This is a genomic window from Rhodopirellula sp. UH5 (assembly GCF_056839225.1).
In genome coordinates, this window is record NZ_CM166390.1 from 2,712,651 (window position 1) to 2,733,012 (window position 20,362).

Consider the following 20,362-nt stretch of genomic DNA (forward strand, 5'->3'; position numbering starts at 1 on the left):
ACATTCATGACATCCAACTGCGACACTCTAGCCACTCGACTGACGGGCGTCGGTCGGTCCGCCGTCGCGGTGATCGGTCTGCGAGGCCCGCTCGCGGCTCAGTGCGTGAACGACTGCTTTGTCCCCGCATCCAATGCTCATCCCCAAATGCTGGCCGGTCAGGTTCGCTACGGAACCTGGAAAAGCAGCGACGGCGTCCCGGGGGAATCGATTGTTTTGACCCCGATGTCTGACGGCGGGTTTGAAATCCATGGGCACGGCGGTGAAGCCGCGGTCAGCGCAATCCTGGCTTCACTGAACGACCGAGGTGTTGCCACGGTGGATGACTCGCGTTGGCGTCAAAACGAATCCATCATCGTGGCCGAAGCTGAACGCGTCTTGCAGAGATGCGTGACCGGGCAGCAAGCCGCGATTGCACTGGATCAAACTCGAGGAGCGCTGAGGCAGTGGTGCGAGCATTGGATCAACTGCCTGGAATCCGCAAACTCCTCGAACGAGTCACCGGCACAACAAACGGCCTTGCTCGATCAACTTTGCCAAGCGGCACAGACCGTGTGCTCCCACGGCGAAAAGGGGGTTCGTTTGATCGAACCGCGTCGGTTGGTTCTTGCGGGTCCACCCAACGTCGGCAAAAGCAGTTTGATGAATCAGATCGTCGGCTTTCGACGCAGCATCACGCACGACGCCGCTGGCACAACGCGAGACGTTTTGCAGTGCGACACGGTGATCGCCGGGGTTCCTGTTCGGCTAAGTGACACCGCGGGCATTCGTGAAACGGCGCACTTGACCGAGTCGGGGGCATCGATCGAGCGAGAAGGTATTCGCCGCGCGTCGCTCGCGATCGAGACCGCTGACCTGCTGTTGATCGTGTGCCAACCTTCGACCTTGGATCAACGGGCCAAATTTCGAAGCGAGCTCCCAATCTCGGATCGAACACACGTCTTGGAAGTGCTGAACAAGGCGGACCTGCTGACGGGAAACGAAACATCAGCCACCGCACCGATCGAGCATCAAACCATCGCGAGCGATGACGACAACCCTGGTGTCGCGAAGCTGATGGAAACGTTGGCCAGCCATCTGTTGTCGACACTTCCGCCTCGTCATTCGCCCGTGCCGATCTGCCAGCGACAACAAGATCTCGCACGGCGACTTTGCCGGGCAAACTCGCTGGAGGCTGCGGATGCAACGTTGAAACAATTGCTGACAGGAGTCGCCCAGTGACCACATCGCCCATTGAGCTCGAAGTCACGGACAAATTGCGTGAAGCAATGCGAGACTGCATCGCCGATCGCATGCATTCGCCGGTGATGCAAACGCTGCCCAGCGGAACCAAGGCGGTTCTCAAGGATATCGCTGGACTGCAAACCCGAGCCACGGCGACCCTCGGCCCCCCGATCCGCAAAGAGGAATCTTGGTGGGTGAATCGACGAGCGATCCAGCAATCCACCACGTCGCAGGTCGCGAAATTCAAAGCGAGCTGGTTCGGCGATCTACCGGTGACGGACATCTGCTGTGGAATCGGAGGCGACCTGATCGCCTTGGCTCGTCGCGGCCCCACCACCGGCATCGACGCCAGCGAATCCATCCTGTCCTTCACTACAGCCAACTTGTTCACCGCAAATGTGAAGGCTGAACTGCGTTGCCTGGACGTCATGGAATCGGAACCGGCCGATGTCGTGAACGGATCGAAATGGCTTCACATCGACCCTGATCGGCGCGTCGACAATCAACGCCACGTCCAACCCGATGCCTGGTTGCCAACCTGGGAACGCACCGTGGAACTACTCAATCAAGTCCAAGGCGGTTTGGTGAAGATGGCCCCGGCAACAACACTTGAATCGTCCATCGCCGAAGCCTGTCATCTGATGTGGATTTCTTCCGGCGGAAGCGTTCGCGAACAAACTGCAATTTGGGGCACCCTCCCAACGCCACCCGCAGCTTCAATGGACGGTGCCACCTGGAAGACAGGCGGACGAACGGCCGTCGTCCTGAAGCATGACACGGTCCACTGCTACTCTGCCGCATTGGGTGACTGGACCGTCCCTGCCTCGGTGGTTTCGTCGGCTGAAAGTTGGATGATCGATCCGGACGGGGCCATCCGAGCGGCAGGCTTGACGGACCACTTCGCTCGATCCCACCAAGCTCAAACGCTGGGTGGACCGTCAGGATTTTTGACCGCAGCTTGGACGGCGATGGAAGGTGAGTCCTCCAACCCGCAGACAACTTGCCAGCATCTGGCCGTGGTCGCCCCCATTCGCGACCGACTGTCTTGCGACGACCGAGCACTGCGACGGTACTTCCGAAAAGCGAAAGCGTATCCAGAGGTCATCAAGGTTCGGGGCGTCGACATCGACCCCGCCAAACTAGGAAAGAAACTTCGCGAGTGCGGCGAGACTCCCTTGGCACTATGGATCGGCCGAAACGGCAAGAAAACCTACGCCGTCGTGACCGAACTGCCCACGCCCCCCCTTTCTTAAAGGTCGGGCGGTTTTCTGGTGCTGCTTTTCCGCGGGTTTTCGTCTGCTGCACCTCTCCTGAAACGAAGTTTGGGGAGAGCAACAGCGATATACTAGGTCGAGCGACGCCGTTCAGGCGTACGCGAGGGTGAGGGCCGGGTATGGGAAGCGGCGCGGATTGCCCTCCCCCGGAAATCTCGCTGAACGCTCGTTTTCCGACCCCTCCCGCTGCACGGGCGGGGTTCTTTAGGCATTACGAGCACGGCACTTGAAAACTGCACGACCTCCTTCACGAGCGGGGTCCGCAAGATATTACGAACACCGCATTGAACACCCGCTCGACCTCTGGAGGGGGGAAGAAAAAGGGCGGGGACACTCTCACGCGGGCGATCCCTGATCCGACCGTTCGCACGGGCAATCGGGTTTCAATTATAGTGGGGCAGTTGAGTTCCTCAGATCTCAGCTTCGCTCTTCTTCTTCTCGATTCGGACCACGGTTTTATGGGCGTTCGTTTTGCTTGCCATGCCTGTGGGAAGCGACTGAACATCAAGACAGAACTTGCCGGACGTCAGGGCGTTTGCCCCGCGTGCTCGGTGCGTTTTCGCATCCCCACACAAGATCAGCCCCAATCGATCGCGGTCGATGAAGACTCCTCGGGAAGTCATCCCCCAGCCACGTCGGACTCCGACCAGATGGCTGATGTTTTGGAATCGTCCGATCAGGATCCCGGTGTCGAAGCGTCCGATTCATCCCCCGCCCACGGCTCCTTCTCCGCGTCGGCTGCTGGCGGATCAACCACGATCGAACGCCCCCAGACCAAAGCAACCACCTCCGAGAAGAGTGCCATTCCCGCGGAACCGGCCCCTTCCAGCCCCGATGCAATCCTCGGTGACTCGACCGCGGTCTGGTACGTCCGTCCGCCAAGTGGCGGCCAGTACGGCCCAGCAGATGGCCCAACCATGAAGCAGTGGATCACAGAAGGTCGCATTGCTGATTCAGCCATGCTGTGGCGTGACGGCTGGCCAGATTGGAAGCCCGCTGGCGAAATCCTGCGTCAGCTGAAACAAAAAGGTCCCGCCATCGAGAGCAACCCTCCTCAAAAAGCCATTCTGGCGACGCCCGGCAACGCGCACCTCGTCGACGGCAAGCTGGTTGACGCTCCCGCAAATCGGGACAAGGTTGCCATTCTCAATCGAGGCGGGCCGCTTGAATCCAGCAAACGCAAACGATCGCGAAAACGAATTGCCGCGACCGTTGCGTTGGTGCTGATGTTGGTACTCTTGGTCGCGGCCTTGGCCTTCGTCGTTTTGCGTTGAAGACCGTCCATGCTTGGCGACGTCCTGCGACCCCTCGGACCAGAAGAGCGGTGTTCAGCCGGCCGCGTTGGCCAATCGCTTGGGACGCGCGTGTGTTTGAACATGAAGTTCTCGCAGCAGCTCAATGTCGCTGAGCAAAGCACGCCTCCATTCCATCGGAATCTTCGACACGTCGACGCCACTGGATCCATCCTTCCCAGCTTGCAATCGCCGACTGGTATCTCGAACTGCATCCCGTTCGTCTTCCGTCATCGCATGCTCCGCATGACTGGCTCTCAACACCTCGTGGTGGGTGTGAAAAAAAGTCGGGCTGTCAATCAGTTGTTCCAACATCGACGACTTCGGCAGAACCGCCCATTGTTGTCGGGAATCCAACATGGCCTGTTCGTACAACTGGTACACCTCCGGCGGATTGGTTTCCTCGGGGATGACCAGCAACCGCAGCTTCGCCAATGACTTGCCGAGATCCCGGCTCGCCATCACCATCGCCAACGGAATGGCCAAAATCAAACCTGCGGTGATTGGCAGGAACCATACCGCCCATGATGGGGCGAACGTGAACACCGCCGCGGTGATCGCGACACCCAGAATGGTCAGACCTCCGAAATCCCGCACGGCTTGCAACATCGACACGCCATGCTCGCCACGTTGCTGCGACGACCAGGTCACCTTGCGCCCCCTCAGCGTGGAGACCACAAATCGGGTGTGCATGACAGCCATGATCGGCGACAGCAACACCGACAACACGATCTCCATCAACACACTCAGCAACATTGAAATGGCACCTCCGAATCGCCAGGCTTGCCCGTGGGCGACCACGCTGGCATAGCCATACAACTTCGGCACCAACAACATCGCCATCGCCGCGATGAACAACCCGAACTGCATCGTGCTAGGCGCCACCGATTGGAACCCAACGAAGTCCGACGGAACACCATTTTCCAACGCCCAACTGGCAACACACAGGGACGTGAACAAGATCCAAAGCGGTGAACTGGCATACGCCAGCACGCCACTGAAGAAGTGCAGGCGGCTGACCGGGTGAAAACCTTCACTGAGCAGCAACCGGCTGTGTTGCAGGTTGCCTTGGCACCAACGTTGATCGCGCTGAGCGTAGTCGGTCAACGTTGTGGGACACTCCTCGTAGCTGCCACCAATGTCATTGGCGAGTCGAACCTTCCAACCATTGCGAACCAGCAGAGATGCCTCCACGAAATCGTGAGACAAGATTTCGCCCCCCAAGGGAGCCTGTCCTGGCAACACTGGCAAGTCACAGCAATCGCAGAACGCTTCCACACGAATGATCGCGTTGTGTCCCCAATAGTTGCCTTGCTCCGCTGCCCAAGCGTCGAACCCTTCACAGAACACCGGGCCATAGGCCGCCGCGGCAAACTGCTGCAGACGAGCAAACCAAGAGTGACGACCGATCGGTGTGGGTGGAACTTGTAAAATGCCCAGCCGATCATCCGCTTCCATTCGTCGAACCATTTCCACCATCGTGTCGGGCTCGAGCAGACTGTCTGCATCCAACACGATCATGAACGAATATGGATCGGACCAGCGGCGACAAAAGTCAGCGATGTTCCCCGCTTTGCGAGCCACATTTTCTCGGCGATGCCGGTAATAGACGTGGCAGGACGTTCGGACTTCTTCTTCCAAGCGGTCGGTCAATTGAGACCAAGCCAACTCTTCGGCGAGCCAGACTTCGGAATCATTCGTGTCACTCAGGATAAAGAAATCAAATCGGTGATTCGGCCCCAAGCCTCGAACCATCGCTTCCACCCGTGCAAACACATCTTCAGGTGACTCGTTGTAAACCGGCACCAGGACCGCCGTTGGAGGCTTCTCGCCCGACACCGTTGTAGGTTCGCGTTTCGGTGTTCGACGCCGTAGCAAACGAATCCACCCTAGCGTGGCGACCACGAACGAAAATCCGATCCAACCAAACAACAACGCGAACAGAGGAACGGTCAGCCATTCCAACCATCCACGGCCATTTGCTGACATCGATGTGACGTACACGGTCGTGCCTGCGATCGTGATCAAGAGAACCAGCGTTACGATCCCCCAACGGATCCGCTTGATTTCCTTACTGACCATCGGTCATGGCCTCTGGTCGTGGTTCGCGACCTTTTCCACTGACCGTACCAATCAGCGCCATCACTGGCTCCTGGATGTGACGGGATGCCATCTCCATCCACCATTGCGACCGCAATGGACCAATCAACGGCGGTGTCGCGTTTGGACGCAACGTCCGAGCTCCCGATTGCGGGATCACCCGCCGGCGTTGGCTCGTCGCCCCTTCCGATGCATTCTTGCTGGGTTGAAAAAACAACTCGTCGATCGCCGCTTCCAAAGTCACCTGCGGCAGACGTGGGTCATTGCTTTCACCAGAATCGTGCACCGCTTCGTTGGAATCGGTGTCCACTCGCAATCTTTGTTTTGCGAGCCCAACGAAGTAGTGTGATTGATCTCGCACGCTGTCAGGATGGTGGTTCCCGCAGCGATGCAAATAATCCGCAATGACAGACAGAGATTGGTCGTTGAGAGTGTTCATCGGAAGAGCCTGAAAAGATAAGGGGCCAGTCGAACGAGTGGCGCGTGGGCTTCACGTGACGCTAAACCAAACGGTCAAAGCATCGACGTTTGCCACCATGAGGGTTTATCAAATCCCGCGCCAGAACTTCCCGACTAATCGGCAAATTCATTTTTTAGTTCGCTAAGGGAGCCACGAGCGGCTCACGACCGGTGCAAAGAGTCCCGAGAACGCCCACACCAGAATGAGAAATCATTGTGAATTTGTCGGGTGCGTCGGCGCTGACAACGGCGAGCTCAGTATTGGACCAGCTGACCGATTTGCTGCCAAAAAATAGCGCAGGCAGCTTCCAATGGCGGCATCCACGCGGATTTGAGCATCCATTGCGGAGACCGGTTGAAAATCGAGCAATGAGCTTGCGATCCCATCAAGGCAAAACTAACATCCCTCAGAGACAAACAAAGACCTCCTGCCATCCGTAATGAAGTTCACCCCTGCCCGCTGGTGAACCCATTTCGCTCTCGGGCCGCCTCTGCAACACGCAGCGGTGGTTCCCCCACCCACTCCCCGTCGCGCCCGCCCACCGCCCCGCCAAACGGATTCGTCAGCATGAAGCGACGCTTGCTCCTTTCTGCCTTCGCTGCCGCGCCCTTGCTCGCGGCGCATCGTCTTCGTGGCGATGGAGACTTCTCGTTGGTCTCCGCCGATTCTCACGCGGCAATGGATGAACCGATGATGGACGAAGTCACCGCCCCGTTCTTGGACGACCTGCGCCGGCGATGCTACCGGTACTTTGAGGAAGCAGCCGACCCGCAATCCGGACTGATCGCCGACCGTGGTCACACCGATGGAACATCGTTCAGCACTTACGCCAGCACGGCTGCCTCCGGATTTGGCTTGGCCGCTCATGGAGTGGCAGCCAACAACGGCTGGATCACCCAGGAGGAAGGTGCCTCGCGTGCTCGCAAAATGCTGTCCTTCCTGGTCAACGATGCGGAACATGAACGCGGGTTGGTCTATCACTTCATTGACCGTCTCACCGGCCAACGTGCCCTCGACTGTGAAGCGTCCACGATCGACACCGCCCTGCTGATTGCGGGCGCGATGCATGCCTCTCAGGTATTCCCTGAGGATCGCGAATTGGTCGAACTGGCCGACACGTTGTACGAGCGAGTCGATTGGCGATGGATGCTTGGCGACAACGGGTGCCTGCACATGGGATGGCGTCCCGAAACCGGTCGGCTGCCCTACCAATGGGACCGCTTCAGCGAATTGACGATTCTGGTTCTGCTCGCGATCGGCGCCCCCCACTCCGCGATCCCACCAAGTTGCTGGACGGCTTGGCGACGAGACACTCTTTTGCATCATCAAGGCGAATCCTTCATCAGCTACCCGCCTTTGTTCGTGCACCAATACCCGCAAGCGTTCTTCGACTTCCGCGGCGTCGTCTCACCGGACGGTCGCAACTACTGGCGGAATTCGCAATTGGCTCACCTGGCACAGATCGAGTTTCAACAATCCCTCGCCGATCAATCGCCCAAACGATTCGGTCACTACGGCGAAGACTTGTGGGGCCTGACCAGCAGCGATTCAGCGAGCGGTTACCGCGATTGGGGCGGTCCCTACCAAGACGGCGAGGCACAACCTGATCGCGGGATCGATGGGACCGTGGTCCCCAGTGCCGCGGGCGGAGGTCTGGCGATCGCACCCGAACAAACCATGCGGACGCTGCGGCACCAAAAGGACACGTATGGCGAATCGATCTACGGGCGATATGGCTTCGTCAACGCGTTCAACCCACATCGTGGTTGGGTTGGGTCCGACGTGATCGGTATTGATACAGGGATCACGCTTCTCTCCGCTTCGAACTTACTGGAGGAAGGCGTCTGGCACCCCTTCATGCAGCACCCCGCTTCCCAGCGAGCCTTCCGACTGGCTGGTTTCCGTCCCTTGGTTGGCTAGGAAGGGTTTTGAGCCGGAGACGCACGCTTCATCTTTTCACTTGGGCACGCTGAGTGCGTCACGGAGGCTAGACTGCTTCGGTGATGCCCAAGCGGTGCAAATTTCCCTTGCTGCGTGAATTCAACGGGACCAAGTGAATGTTTTTTGACCGATGTGTTGCGAGGCTCTTGTCTTTGACCGGCCTCGCAGGTGTTCTTGCCCTGTCGTTCACCACTTCCTCCGCCAAGGCGGTGGATCTGATCGATGTCCGCGACTTTGAATCGCTCTGCGAATTGGCGGCCGAGCGTTCCCAGCAAGAATACGGTCCGCCCCCGCCACTGCCGGAGCCCTTGGCTTCTTGGCAGTACGACGACTACATCAAGGTGAAGTACCGTCCTGAACGAGCCACTTGGTTCGATCAAGGACTGCCATTTTGGTTGGAAACATTCCACCGCGGTTTTGTGCAAACCGACGTGGTCGAACTGTTCACTCTCAACCCGTCGCCCACCGGCGATACCATCAGCCAACGCATCGCTTTCAACACCGACGACTTTCTCTATGAAACGCCGTTGCAAGCCGACGAGATCCCACCAGCGGGCCACGCAGGGTTCCGAGTCGTGGGACCGTTCCCCAATCGCCCCGACGCTCAAGAGATGTTGAGCTTCATCGGGTCCAGCTACTTTCGCGGACGCAGCGGGGACACGATCTACGGTGCCTCCACCCGTGGTTTGGCGATCAACATCGCGATGATGCAAGAGGAAGAATTCCCGGACTTCCGCGCGTTCTGGATTCAAATGCCAGCAGCCGATTCAGACCAAATCTCAATCCTCGCCTTTCTCGACAGCCCCAGTGTCACCGGTGCCTACCGCTTTCGGCTGCTGCCTGGCAACGAGGTCACAAGAGTGAAGGTCCAAGCCCAGATCTTCTTCCGCGATCGCCCGCAAAAAATCGCGTTGGCTCCCCTGACCAGCATGTGGATGTGGGGTGACGGACTGAAAGGCCCTCCCAAAGACAGCCGACCGTCGGTGCATGACAGCGATGGGCTGCTGATCCAAACCGGTCCCGAGTCATGGCGTTGGCGGGCGTTTGCACGTCAGAGCTATCCGTCGGTGACTTCCACCGAGGTGAAATCGCTTCACGGCTTTGGATTGATCCAGCGGAACCGGGCCTTCTATCACTACGACGATCACAACGCTCGCTACGACAAACGCCCGAGCGTCTGGATCCAACCCGACTCCCCGTGGCCCGACGGTCGAATTGAATTGCTGGAACTGCCCGGAGCACACGAAGGCATCGACAACTTGGCGGCATACTGGTTGCCGCCTGAATCCATGTTGGAACCGACGCACGATCCCAATTCAAAACCGAATGCCTCCCAAGCCACTGGTGAGACGCTCAACGCATCGAAACCAACCATCGACGCCGAAGCGGATGCTGCGACAGTCAGTGCTTTGGTGGAGCCAAGTGCTTCCACGGAACCAACCCTGACACCACTTCAACTCGCCTACGAAGTTCGCTTTTTCGCCGGTGATCCGCCCGAACACAACGTTCTCGGTCGAGCCACCAACCTGACCGTCCAACGCCCCAAAGACGATTCCCAACCAATTGAAATGGAGATTCGTTTTGCCGGCCCCGTCCTTCGAAGCTTGCCCGCTGATCATCCGCCTGCGATCCAGTCCAACTCCATCGCAGGAGAAATCACCGAGACAGAATTGACGCGAACCGAAGAGGGTGACTGGATCTTACGCTTCGACGTGACCTTGTCGGATGACAACCCTGGTGACCGTCCCGTCGAGTTGACGCTCAAACTCGTCAGCGAAGACCATCCGGTTTCAGAAACGTTCTGCTATCTCTTGCCACCAGCAGAACCTGAGTTTGTCTATCCCGCGGTCTACACGCGGCAAGAGTAACCGCCGCAACGCGAGCACTTGGCTCAGGCGAACGAAGGTCGACTATTTTTCCGGCTTGACATCCGTCGGAACAGAAGAAGCAATTCGCCCCCCCTGAACCAAGACCTCCAGTTCATCGGTGAACTGCTGCTTCAAAGCTTCTGCACCTGGATAACCTTGGTGGACCGCTTCGACCACTCCTGAAGGTGCAATCAAAAGCGTCAAAGGAATGGACTTGGCGGAGAACAATTCAATCAGATCCCCCTTGGGATCCGAGGCGACCGCCACATCCCAATCTTGCTCGCTGACGAACCCTTTGACCAAAGCCGAACTCTCGCCAACGTTCACGGCATAAAACTGAACGCCCTTGTCAGCGAATGCCTTGGTCGTCTCAGCGAGCACTGGCATCGCTTGCAAGCAAGGGCCGCACCAAGTCGCCCAGAAATCCAGCACGAAGACCTTTCCCTTCAGGTCGTCTTTTCGAATGGTGGAACCATCCAGAAGCGTCAACTCAAAGTCGGGAATGGATTCGCCCAGGAGGGGATGCTCGGCAAGTTCTTCGGAGGACTGCTGCTGAAAATCTTCCAGGGACTCATACTCCACGGCCCCCGGCGGCGGAGTGTATTGGAAGAGTTTTTCATCGACCTCACCGATCACCCGCCAAGATTTGAAGTCGTATCGCAACGAATACGCGTACCCTTGAGGCACCGCAACTTGTCCGGTTGCGATCAACATCGGCGTCAGATCAACGAGCAGACGCAACGGCCGCGGCTTGCTGTCGTCACTGATCCAAAGATCCCAAGTGACGCCATCCTTTTGCTGCCCACGAAGATGGATGGAGTCGATGCTGCCTCGGTACTTCATTTTCCCCGCGACTTCGACCGACTTCATCCCACCGAGAAATGTGACCGCCGGATCAACGCCTGCCAAAGTCAGGGCCAAGACCGCCTCGGGGTAAGGCCCCAGGTTCAGCTCGGAACGAGTCGCGAGTTCTTGGGACGACGCCACCTCTGACAAGCGGAAGAAGGCTTCGGGTGTCAACGCCACCACGCCTTTTTCACCATCTGAATACAACCGTTTTCGATCGTCAGCGGACTTGTAATAAATCGTGTATTGATCGGGGTACTTCGACGCGATTTCGTAGACCGACTCCGCCGTTTCGACGACCTCCCCTCCCATCACAGTTTCCACCGACAGGTCCACCGTCGCGCGAGAGACATCCGCTTTCAAGATCCTCGAAAACAGAGGCGTCAAAGCCTCCCGAACATCTTCGCTGAGTTCAAACGAAGGCTTGTCCTGCGAGTGAGTGACCGATGGGCTTGCGACGAATGCCACGCAAACCAGCAACAACGGCTGGGCAAGCCATTTTCTAAAACCAACACAGTTCACAACAGCAGCCAATCAACAAAAGAAGCAAGACAAGAGTGGGGCAGGATGCCGATCAGGCGGGGAAGCTCTTGAGAAACGCGACGCTTTCTCGAACGCTATCCAATGGTGCGGGTGACTGGTCTTGCTCGACATGGCATTGATCCACACCAATTTCGCGAGCCAAATTCATCACCGCGGGAATGTCGATGATGCCGTTGCCGAGTTCTTGGAAGGCGTCGTTGGGAACCTGTCCCTCGTCGGTGATCACTGGCGTGTCCTTCTTCAGATCCTTCAGGTGCACCTGACTGATCCTCCCCGCCAAACGACGCATCATTTCAATGGGATCTCGGCCGCCAATCTTGGCCCAGAACACATCCAATTCGAACTCCATTTTGTGCGGGTCAAAACGCTCGACGAAGATGTCAAACGCGGTCAGCTTGTCCGCATTTTTCGCGTCGCCGCTTTCATTCGAATTGTTGTCCGCGTTCGCCGCTTCCGGGTTGTTGAACGTGGCGAATTCAAAGGAGTGGTTGTGGTAACACATCCGCATCCCAGCGTTGCGAGTCTGATCAGCCGCCTTGTTGGCTCGATCCGCAATCGCGCGGCACTTGTCCGCCGTGTCGCGTTGATGTTTTGCGATGTAGCCGAACACGACATGTCGCAGCCCAATTCGTTCCGCCAATTCCAAGGTTTGCTCGACGGAACCGACGCCCTCTTTTTGCGGTTCCGCGATGACGTTGAAATCCATGAAAGCACTGTGGACGATCAACCCATTGTCACGAGCGATGGCCGCCAAGTGAACGGCCTCTTCGTCAATATTCAGCAACTCGACTTGCCGATAGCCGGCTTCGGCGACCGCTTTCAGTGTGCCTTCTGGATCAGCCTTCATCTCGTGGCGAAGTGTGTACAGCTGCAACCCAATGCGGTCCATGTATGGCAAAGGCGTCCCACCTTGGTCGGCTGCTTTGTCCGCCTCTTGGGCTAACAAGTTCAAAGGTTGAGCCAACCAAGCCGCCAACGCGGACGTGGCGGTCATTTGCAGTGCTGTGCGGCGATGAATCAATGGAGTCTTCATTGGGACCGAAGTGGAGAGGTGCCAAGGTGGATGCGAAACTGACGGGCGACTCAACCAGAGGCAGGCGTCCCCACGAATTGCCAGTCCACTTGGAACGATCAGTCCAGGTCGCGTTTCTGTCGCTGACGCCGGCTGTATCGCTCCAGGGTTTTTCGTTCCGAGGAAGTCAGGCTGGATTCCCCCGAGTCATGGATTTTAGCCAGAATTCGGTCCGCTTCCTCTGCTTCGGCGCGGATTTTTTTGTCGGGATCATGCAATTTCAGTTTGGCTCGACGCGATTTCTGCCGCATTTGGTTTGGAATCTCAGCAAATCGAGAGAAATCCAGCCACTCAAACGACCACCTCAATTGGGCGTACATGAACCCAAACACCGCCCCCGCCAGGTGAACTTCAAAGGCGGTGGAACTCGCCCCGCCAAAGATCCCCAATGCCGATGCCAAGTCGCCCACCACCAACAAACTGGCCAAAACCCAGGCCTTCATGGGGAAAACGAACATGAACAGCACTTCCTGATGAGGGAAGTAGCAGGCAAACAAAATCATCACAGCCACGACCGCACCACTGGCTCCGATGGTGTTCCCGACTAGAAAACCTGGGTCGATCTGGCCTGTGGAAGCGAGCGACATCACCCACGGGAAAAGCATCGCGACAATGCCGCCGAAAACCAGCGAGATCAGATAGAACCGCAGGAATTCATGCCCCCCCAACCGTTGCTCCACCGGTCGCCCGAAGACAAACAGCAAGAACATGTTGAAGACAAGGTGCAGGATATCATTGGTGTTGTGCAAAAAACCGTAGGTCAATGCACGGAACCACAACCATGGCTGTGTCAACGTTTGACCGCTGACCCCGAACCAATCGCTGAGTTGCCCCTTCGAAATCCAATCCATCACGAAAATCGCGACGTTGATTCCGATCAAGATTTTGATCATCGAGATGGGATTTTCAATTCGATCCCACGGTGTTCGTTCCGAGCGACTGTAGTCGCGGTCGTTCAGCCCCATGCCGGCAATTCACCCATCACTAAAACTTGCATCGCTATATTTCGCGGCGTTTAAGAATTTCGCTCATCAAAAACGCTTGTTGAGCCCCATCAGGTCGAGACAGCAATCGTCGAAACTTTTCAGCCGGCATCAACATCCGGCCTCGTGGAATGGAGTCAAAGGAACCTGACTCACTTTCGCTCGATCGTCCATCATCAGAAAGCTTCGCATTGTGCGACGGGCGATCCTCGACCACCTCACCGATCACAATGTCCTCGTCATCGTGGTCATCCGTCAACGAGGCATCGATTGCTTCGGCGAGTTGCCGAGTCACTCGTTCGCGATTGCGGTCTGAATATTGTCGAGGACGAGAACCGCTGCGTTGCTGCCGTTGTTCCTCTTGCAACGCACGGAATTCAATCGCGTTGCGTTGACGAATCTCAGCCGACTTCCGCAGGAATGTCTCGAGCTCACTTGGGTTTTCTTCGCGAGGCATGTCAGTGGTTCTCTTCGGGCCTGTCGGATTCTTGCGAATGCCCGGCCAAGGCACGCCGCATATCGGTGTCCGCATTCACGTTCTGCAAGCGGTAGTAATCCATCACCAACAGTTTCCCGTTGCGGAAAGCTTCCGCCATTGCGCGTGGCACATCGGATTGAGCTTCCACCACTTCCGCCTGGCTCTTGGCGATCATCGCCTGCATCTCCTGTTCTTCCGCAACCGCGGCGGCACGCTTGCCCTCCGCGTTGGCACGAGCGACGGCGGTGTCGGCTTCCGCTTGATCGGCTTGCAACCGAGCACCAATGTTGGCGCCCACATCAATGTCAGCGATATCAATCGAAACGATCTCAAACGCGGTTTGGGAATCCAACTTCTTCACCAACACGGCTTTGCTGATCACATCCGGATTTTCGAGCACCGCTTTGTGGCTGACCGCCGAACCAATCGCACTGACAATGCCTTCGCCGACACGAGCGATGATGGTTTCCTCAGTCGCACCACCAATCAACTGTTGCAAGTTGGCACGCACGGTCACACGCGCTCGAACCTTCAACTGAATCCCATCTTTCGCGACCGCATCCAGTGACGGTTTCGCGGAACCCCGCGGGGGACAATCGATGACCTTGGGATAGACGCTGGTTTGCACCGACTCCAACACATCCCGCCCTGCCAAATCGATCGCGGTCGCTTCCCGGAAGGTCAGCGAAATCGTCTTGGCCTTTTTCGCGGCAATCAATGCCCGAATGACTTGCTGGACGTTGCCCCCTGCCAAGTAATGCGCCTCGAGTGCCCCCACCGTCAATTCGGGGTCATCCAGCCCGGCCTGCGTGGCCATGATCTTGCTTCGCACGATCGCCCGGGTGTTGACCTTTCGGAATGTCATTCCAATCAGATTGCCAAACGAGATCTTGGATCCCGTCAACACCGACTGAATCCACAACCCGAAATAGCTGGTGAAGATAAACAGAACCACAACAATCCCGGCGAAAATCACCAGTGCACCAATCAACAGTGCAGAGGTGACCTTGGGCATCTGAGCCAACGGCAGGGTGTCCAGCAACAACGATGCGATCATGGGGCGTCTCAAGAGGGCGGCACATTTCAATCCAGGCGAAGCTGCCAGATCGGAAGAGGCCCTGAAAGGATGCGAGGAAGGCGATTTTTCCTTCGGAAAGGCTTTCGAAGGCCGCTCTCATCGTCCTGGCCCCGTCATCCAGTGTCAAGCGCAGCGACCCCGCCACAACCTCCGTTCAGGCAACTTCACTCAGCCAGACACGTTGCCATTCTCGCCGGCCTCGGAAACAACCGGGACGGCGGAAGGATCGCCCGCTGAGGCTGGTGGATCCCCGCCCATCCACTCCGCCAGCGAACGCGTTCCCGCGGCCACACACTCGGCTTCCTTCAGCTCCGCCAAAGTCTTCCAAGCCGGGTGGTTGCTCGCCGGGCGGAACCGATGAGCCAGTCGCATCACTTCGGCCAACAGAATCGTCTTGGCGGGGCGAGCGAGTGTGAGCTGATTCTCCTGCCCCGGCCCCGTCACAACACGCCGCAGAAAGTTGCCTTCAATGAGTCGCGTTTCCATCTCGTGCACCACTCGACTGGAAAGCCCCAAGCGATCAGACAATTCCTGACGCCCCACCGCCTCTCCGCCGGCAAAAGCGATGGCAACTTCCGTCATGATCGGCAGCATCCAGTCCGGATCGCCCGCCGGCAGATCCTCTTGTTGTTCGCTGCGTCGGCGGAACTCTTTGCCACGGACGGTTTGCAGGGTGTAAGTCAGAATCAAACCGAACAACACGATCAACCAAGTCAAATAGATCCAGAGCAGGAACAACGGGATCACACCGATCGACCCGTACAGTTCCAAGTAAGGCACCGCCGTGGTCACGTAGATTTGAAAACCGTACTTGGCGAATTCCCACAGCACCGCACTCACCGCCGATCCCATCACAGCGGCGCGCACGGAAACATGGGTGTTGGGCATCAACGCGTACAACAGGAACAACAACACCCAAGCGGCCAGCAGCGACAACGCATGCTGCAAAATCCAAACCGGCCCCGAGCCTGCTCCCAAATCCCCAAACCAATCGATGACCTGCGCTGACATGTAAAGACTGAGTGCAAGCAGCCCGCTGCCCAGCGTGATGATCGACCAGTGAACCGCCACTCGCAAATGGATCGGACGCTGCGTCGGTGCATCGAAGATTCGATTGAACAGATATTCCGTCGCATCCGCCAACGCAACGGCCGCGTAGATGAACAGCAGCAATCCAAAAACTCCAATCGAAGCAAAATCCAGCGAAGCAATCTTGGACGTCGCACCATGCAACGTCTGGCGAATGATTTCGCGTGCCTGATCGTCGGCCTCCGCTTTTCCCACCAGTTCTTCTGCATCGACAACTTCCCCGGCCGCGTCTTCCGCCGTGGGTGGATAACCGTCGATCGCTGGGACTGTCACGTTGCCTTGCAACTGGCCATCCGATCCGCCCCCCAGTCCTCCGGCTTCCATCGCAGCATCTGCCAACTTGTCTGGGTCTTCCCGTTCAGCCTCCACGACGGTTTCAATCACGGCGTCGTCCGGATCACCGAAGTCCGGCGTGTTCACTTCCGACGCATCCACCGCGAGCTCGATCGGCAACGCCCCCGGATCCGGTTCTGGAACCGGGATGTATTCGGCGGGAATCTGCGGCACGCCAAAGAACGAATACAACTGGTTCTCCACTCGCAGTTGCACGTCGTCGAGCCCACCGAAGACGCGAAACATCACCAGCCCCAACACCACGACGGGGATCAACGAGAAGATCGTTCGATAGGTCAACTCCGCCGCCATTCCTTCGGCTCGATGGCGGTGCAATTGTTCGCCACAGTGAATGACAAGGTCCCAGGCGGTGCGCAGTTGATGCTGGCGTCGGGACAGCTCATCCCTGGGTCGCTCAATCGTTTCGACGAGGTAGTTCCACCAGTGACGCACGGTGTTTTCCTTGGAGGGGTGGTCGGTGGGAGGAGAAATCGAAACGAGGGTCTCAATGGGAAAGCGTTGTGAGTTGGCACGCTGCGATCCAATCGGTTTGGCAGGCACTCACCAATTCATCACGTCACCGAGCATCGAAGCGGTCGACCGGACAAGCCCGCGATCAAGTTGTCGACCGCAATCTCAGCCATCGCATTTCGACTGGTGTGAGTCGCGCTGCCGATGTGCGGCAAAATCACACAATGAGCGGACTTCACCAACGGGTGCTCGGCCGACAGAGGCTCAGGCGTCGTGACATCCAACCCCGCCCCGAAAATCGACCGGTTTTCCAGAGCCTCGACCAGCGCGTCTTGATCCACAATCTCACCGCGAGCCGTGTTCACCAACACCGAGGTGGACTTCATTTTCGAAATCGCCTCCGCGTCGATCAGGTTGCGAGTCTCGTCGGTCAGAGCGACGTGCACCGAAACGAAGTCGCTTTCGGCCAACAAAGTGTCGAGTTCGACGCGGCGGCCACCCAATTCTTTTTCCACCTCGGCTTGGTCACTGCGTGAGGTGTACAGCAGGTTCATGCCCCATCCGCCAACCAATCGCCGTGCGGTTGCCCGACCAATGCGTCCCATGCCGACGATCCCCAGCGTTTTGCCGGCCGGTTCGACACCCAGCCAGCCCGTTGGCTCCCAGGTTTTCCACTCGCCCTCACGAACTTGATTGCCCGCCGGCAGGACGTGCCGTGAAGCAGCAAACAACAACGCGACGGCCAAATCAGCGGTGGCATCGGTCAACACGTCTGGCGTGTTTCCGACCGCAATGCCTCGCGTCTTGGCCGCATCGACGTCAATGTTATTGAATCCGACGGCGTAGTTGCTGATCACCGCCAACTGGTCCCCGGCGATCTCCATCAGCTCCCCGTCGATCCGGTCGCTGAGCATCGTCAGCAATCCGTGGCGGCCTTTCACCAACCGACACAGTTCCTCGCGACTGGGCGGCATCGTTTCCGGCCAAACCTCGACCTCACAAACCTCCCGCAAACGCTGCAAAGACTCACCAGGGGTCTGCCGCGTGACCAAAACACGGGGCCGTTTGACTGCTTCGTGGCTCTCCATCTTCTCAATTCCCCTTCGCGGCTTTCTTCGAAACCGGCATAATGGATCCTAGTCCCGCGACCAGGGCTTCTCGTGACCTAAAAATGATACGATGGAGTCCGCCTGCGAGACACGGGGTTCAAAATCGCGTCTGGTTTCAAAATGGCATCTGGGTTCCAGATCAATTGGGTGCCGGATCAGCGAATGGAAACAGTGATCCTTTCCTGAACCCGCGTGCCTTGCGATGCGAACAGATTTGCAAGCCGAACAGCCCCAGCAAGTCCGGTTCCGAAGACGGACCCTGACCCCACCCTTCCAATTTGACCCTTTTCCCTTCGACGAGACTTCTGGATGAATCATCGACGCAGCGGCCAGCGTTCACTCATGAACCTCTACCGTCCCTTCGCCGACACACTCGGCCACCCTCGCGTCTTGGCGGGCGTCGCGGTCCTTTGTTTCTCTGCGTTGCCCGTTGACTCGGTCCAGGGCCAAGAATCCGTCACCGAACAGGCTCCGACGACTCAACCGGCGCCTCCGGTCACGCCCGTGCCCCCCGGCGCGCCCCCGTTGCTGCCCTCGCAAATGAAGCAGTCGACGGATCCCGGCCAAGCGGATTTGGACGAAGCGGTGCTGAAACGCATTGATGCCGAATCCAATGAAGACCTGGAAGCGGTCGCCTCGTTGATCGAATCAGCCTTGGCCAAAGGCCTCGATGACGAAAATCAGTCCTTTGCGAAAAAGATGCTCGGCAGCATCCAACTTCAGCGAGGCCAAGGCATGGCCGGCGCAATGACTCGCATGAGAGGTCGCCGCGCGTTGCAAATGCGTGACGAAGCCCTGCGGGTTCTCGACCAAGCGATCGAAAACGATCCGGAATTGGCCGAAGCCCACATGCTGATCGCGCGTTTGAACTTGCTTCCCGACGGGGACGAAGAACGGATCGCCAAAGCCACCTCCGCCGCCATCGAATTGCTCCAAGACGATCCCAAGGAACTCAGCACGGCTTACTTGCTCCGTGCGATGACCCAAGACAAAACCGAGGATCAACTGGCCGACCTTTCCAAAGCCATTGAACTGGACCCCTCCAACGCGGATGCCGTTCGTCAGCGGGCTGGTCTGCGAATGCAAGCGGGCAAGATCAACGAAGCCGTCGAAGATTTGCAAAAGGTGCTGGAACTCGACCCCACCAACGAACAAATCGCCGCTGCCACGGTTCAGCAACTGGTCGAACTCGATCGAACCGACGACGCGTTGGAACTGCTGAGCAAGACCATTCAGGCTCGCCCCAGCGAAGGGCTGTATCGTCTGCGGGCGTTGCTGTACACCAACATGGATCGTGAAGGCGATGCGTTGGCCGATTTGAACAAGGCCCTCGCGATGCAGCCCAAGGACCCAATCGCCCTGCTGCAACGAGCTGAGATTTCTCTGCGACGCAACGATGTGAAGGACGCCAAACGTGACCTGGACGCCGCCATCGACCTGGCACCGCAAGTCGAACAACTTGATCAAGCGATCGTGGTTCGTTGCTTCATCGCGGTGGAAGAGGGTCGCATGGCGGACGCGATCAACGACATGAAAATCTTGATTGACCGCAGCCCAGACGATGTTTATCGCCAATTGCAATTGGCGACCTTGTACTTGCAAGACGACCGGCCTCGGCAAGCCATCGAGATGCTCAGCGGTGTGCTCGATCGCGATCCGAAAAACGCTTCGGTCCTGCGTTCTCGTGGCGACGCCTACTTGGCGGTTGGCGATCACGCCGAAGCCATCGCGGACTACGAAAAAGCGCTGACCAACCTCGATGCCGAGAAAGAAGCCGACTCGATCATTCTGCCCAGTGTTCTCAACAACCTGGCTTGGGTGCTTGCGACTTCGCCGAAAGATGAAGTTCGAAACGGTGCGCGTTCACTCGAACTTGGACTGCGAGCCGTCGAAATGACGGAGGAAGCCGAAGGGCACATCCTCAGCACGTTGGCAGCGGGATACGCCGAAGCGGGTGACTTCGAAAACGCGATCAAATGGAGCGAAAAGGCGGTGGAAGCTGCCAAGAAAGAAATCGCAGACGGCGCCGATGAAGAATCGGTTCAACTTGAACAACTTCAAGAAGAGCTGGAATCCTATCGCGCCAACGAACCCTGGCGTGAGAAACAGGACACCGAAGAAAATGAGATCCCATTGCTGTCCCCTGATGACTTGATTGACACCTGAGAGCAGGTCCTCGGAGCCGGTCGCCGACAACCGCA

At 57.7% G+C, this 20,362-nt stretch carries 15 protein-coding genes; 6 read left to right on the forward strand and 9 right to left on the reverse strand.

Annotated features, from left to right (window positions below):
• Nucleotides 1–6 precede the first annotated feature (6 nt).
• The 3 genes from UH5x_RS09755 (at nucleotide 7) to UH5x_RS09765 (ending at nucleotide 3,772) form a co-directional block, all read left to right on the forward strand.
• On the forward strand, nucleotides 7–1,221 hold the full coding sequence (locus tag UH5x_RS09755) for a GTPase (protein ID WP_482635547.1): 1,215 nt from the start codon (nucleotides 7–9) through the stop codon (nucleotides 1,219–1,221).
• A complete protein-coding gene (locus UH5x_RS09760) occupies nucleotides 1,218–2,477 on the forward strand; it encodes a class I SAM-dependent methyltransferase (RefSeq protein WP_482635548.1) in 1,260 nt (419 codons plus the stop codon). Before UH5x_RS09755 ends, UH5x_RS09760 begins: the two co-directional genes overlap by 4 nt.
• Nucleotides 2,478–2,956: 479 nt before the next feature.
• Nucleotides 2,957–3,772 (forward strand): GYF domain-containing protein, encoded by an 816-nt coding sequence (locus tag UH5x_RS09765; RefSeq protein WP_482635549.1) that lies wholly within the window; start codon nucleotides 2,957–2,959, stop codon nucleotides 3,770–3,772.
• Nucleotides 3,773–3,826: 54 nt separating this feature from the next.
• On the opposite strand, the gene mdoH is transcribed toward UH5x_RS09765, so the two are convergent.
• Nucleotides 3,827–5,872, reverse strand: coding sequence for a glucans biosynthesis glucosyltransferase MdoH (gene mdoH, locus UH5x_RS09770; RefSeq protein WP_482635550.1), 2,046 nt, complete (start codon nucleotides 5,870–5,872; stop codon nucleotides 3,827–3,829).
• Nucleotides 5,862–6,329 carry a hypothetical protein gene (locus UH5x_RS09775; protein WP_047814090.1) on the reverse strand — a complete coding sequence of 156 codons (468 nt, stop codon included), beginning with the start codon at nucleotides 6,327–6,329 and terminating at the stop codon, nucleotides 5,862–5,864. Before UH5x_RS09775 ends, mdoH begins: the two co-directional genes overlap by 11 nt.
• Nucleotides 6,330–6,917: 588 nt before the next feature.
• On the opposite strand from UH5x_RS09775, the gene UH5x_RS09780 reads away from it, so the two are divergent.
• Nucleotides 6,918–8,270 carry a glucoamylase family protein gene (locus UH5x_RS09780; protein WP_047814091.1) on the forward strand — a complete coding sequence of 451 codons (1,353 nt, stop codon included), beginning with the start codon at nucleotides 6,918–6,920 and terminating at the stop codon, nucleotides 8,268–8,270.
• A gap of 137 nt (nucleotides 8,271–8,407) precedes the next feature.
• Nucleotides 8,408–10,159 (forward strand): glucan biosynthesis protein, encoded by a 1,752-nt coding sequence (locus tag UH5x_RS09785; RefSeq protein WP_482635551.1) that lies wholly within the window; start codon nucleotides 8,408–8,410, stop codon nucleotides 10,157–10,159.
• Between the two features lie 42 nt (nucleotides 10,160–10,201).
• On the opposite strand, the gene UH5x_RS09790 is transcribed toward UH5x_RS09785, so the two are convergent.
• The 7 genes from UH5x_RS09790 to UH5x_RS09820 all read right to left on the reverse strand — a co-directional run bounded on the left by UH5x_RS09790 (nucleotide 10,202) and on the right by UH5x_RS09820 (nucleotide 18,140).
• Nucleotides 10,202–11,473, reverse strand: coding sequence for a redoxin domain-containing protein (locus tag UH5x_RS09790; protein ID WP_482635552.1), 1,272 nt, complete (start codon nucleotides 11,471–11,473; stop codon nucleotides 10,202–10,204).
• Between the two features lie 106 nt (nucleotides 11,474–11,579).
• Nucleotides 11,580–12,581: a sugar phosphate isomerase/epimerase family protein gene (locus UH5x_RS09795; protein WP_047814094.1), complete on the reverse strand. Its 1,002-nt coding sequence runs from the start codon at nucleotides 12,579–12,581 to the stop codon at nucleotides 11,580–11,582.
• 98 nt (nucleotides 12,582–12,679) lie between these two features.
• Nucleotides 12,680–13,585, reverse strand: a complete 906-nt coding sequence (locus UH5x_RS09800; RefSeq protein ID WP_047814095.1) for a rhomboid family intramembrane serine protease — start codon at nucleotides 13,583–13,585, stop codon at nucleotides 12,680–12,682.
• 34 nt (nucleotides 13,586–13,619) lie between these two features.
• Nucleotides 13,620–14,060, reverse strand: a complete 441-nt coding sequence (locus UH5x_RS09805; protein ID WP_047814096.1) for a hypothetical protein — start codon at nucleotides 14,058–14,060, stop codon at nucleotides 13,620–13,622.
• A 1-nt stretch (nucleotide 14,061) separates the two neighbouring features.
• Complete coding sequence (gene floA / locus UH5x_RS09810; RefSeq protein WP_047814097.1) at nucleotides 14,062–15,138, reverse strand: flotillin-like protein FloA; 1,077 nt, start codon at nucleotides 15,136–15,138, stop codon at nucleotides 14,062–14,064.
• Between the two features lie 189 nt (nucleotides 15,139–15,327).
• Nucleotides 15,328–17,034, reverse strand: a complete 1,707-nt coding sequence (locus UH5x_RS09815; protein ID WP_236696191.1) for a YihY/virulence factor BrkB family protein — start codon at nucleotides 17,032–17,034, stop codon at nucleotides 15,328–15,330.
• Between the two features lie 119 nt (nucleotides 17,035–17,153).
• Nucleotides 17,154–18,140, reverse strand: coding sequence for a 2-hydroxyacid dehydrogenase (locus tag UH5x_RS09820; protein WP_482635553.1), 987 nt, complete (start codon nucleotides 18,138–18,140; stop codon nucleotides 17,154–17,156).
• A gap of 330 nt (nucleotides 18,141–18,470) precedes the next feature.
• Here UH5x_RS09820 and UH5x_RS09825 point away from each other — a divergent pair, with 330 nt between their 5' ends.
• The gene (locus UH5x_RS09825; RefSeq protein ID WP_482635554.1) at nucleotides 18,471–20,327 is read left to right on the forward strand and encodes a tetratricopeptide repeat protein; all 1,857 of its coding nucleotides are present in this window, start codon (nucleotides 18,471–18,473) and stop codon (nucleotides 20,325–20,327) included.
• Nucleotides 20,328–20,362: the final 35 nt, after the last annotated feature.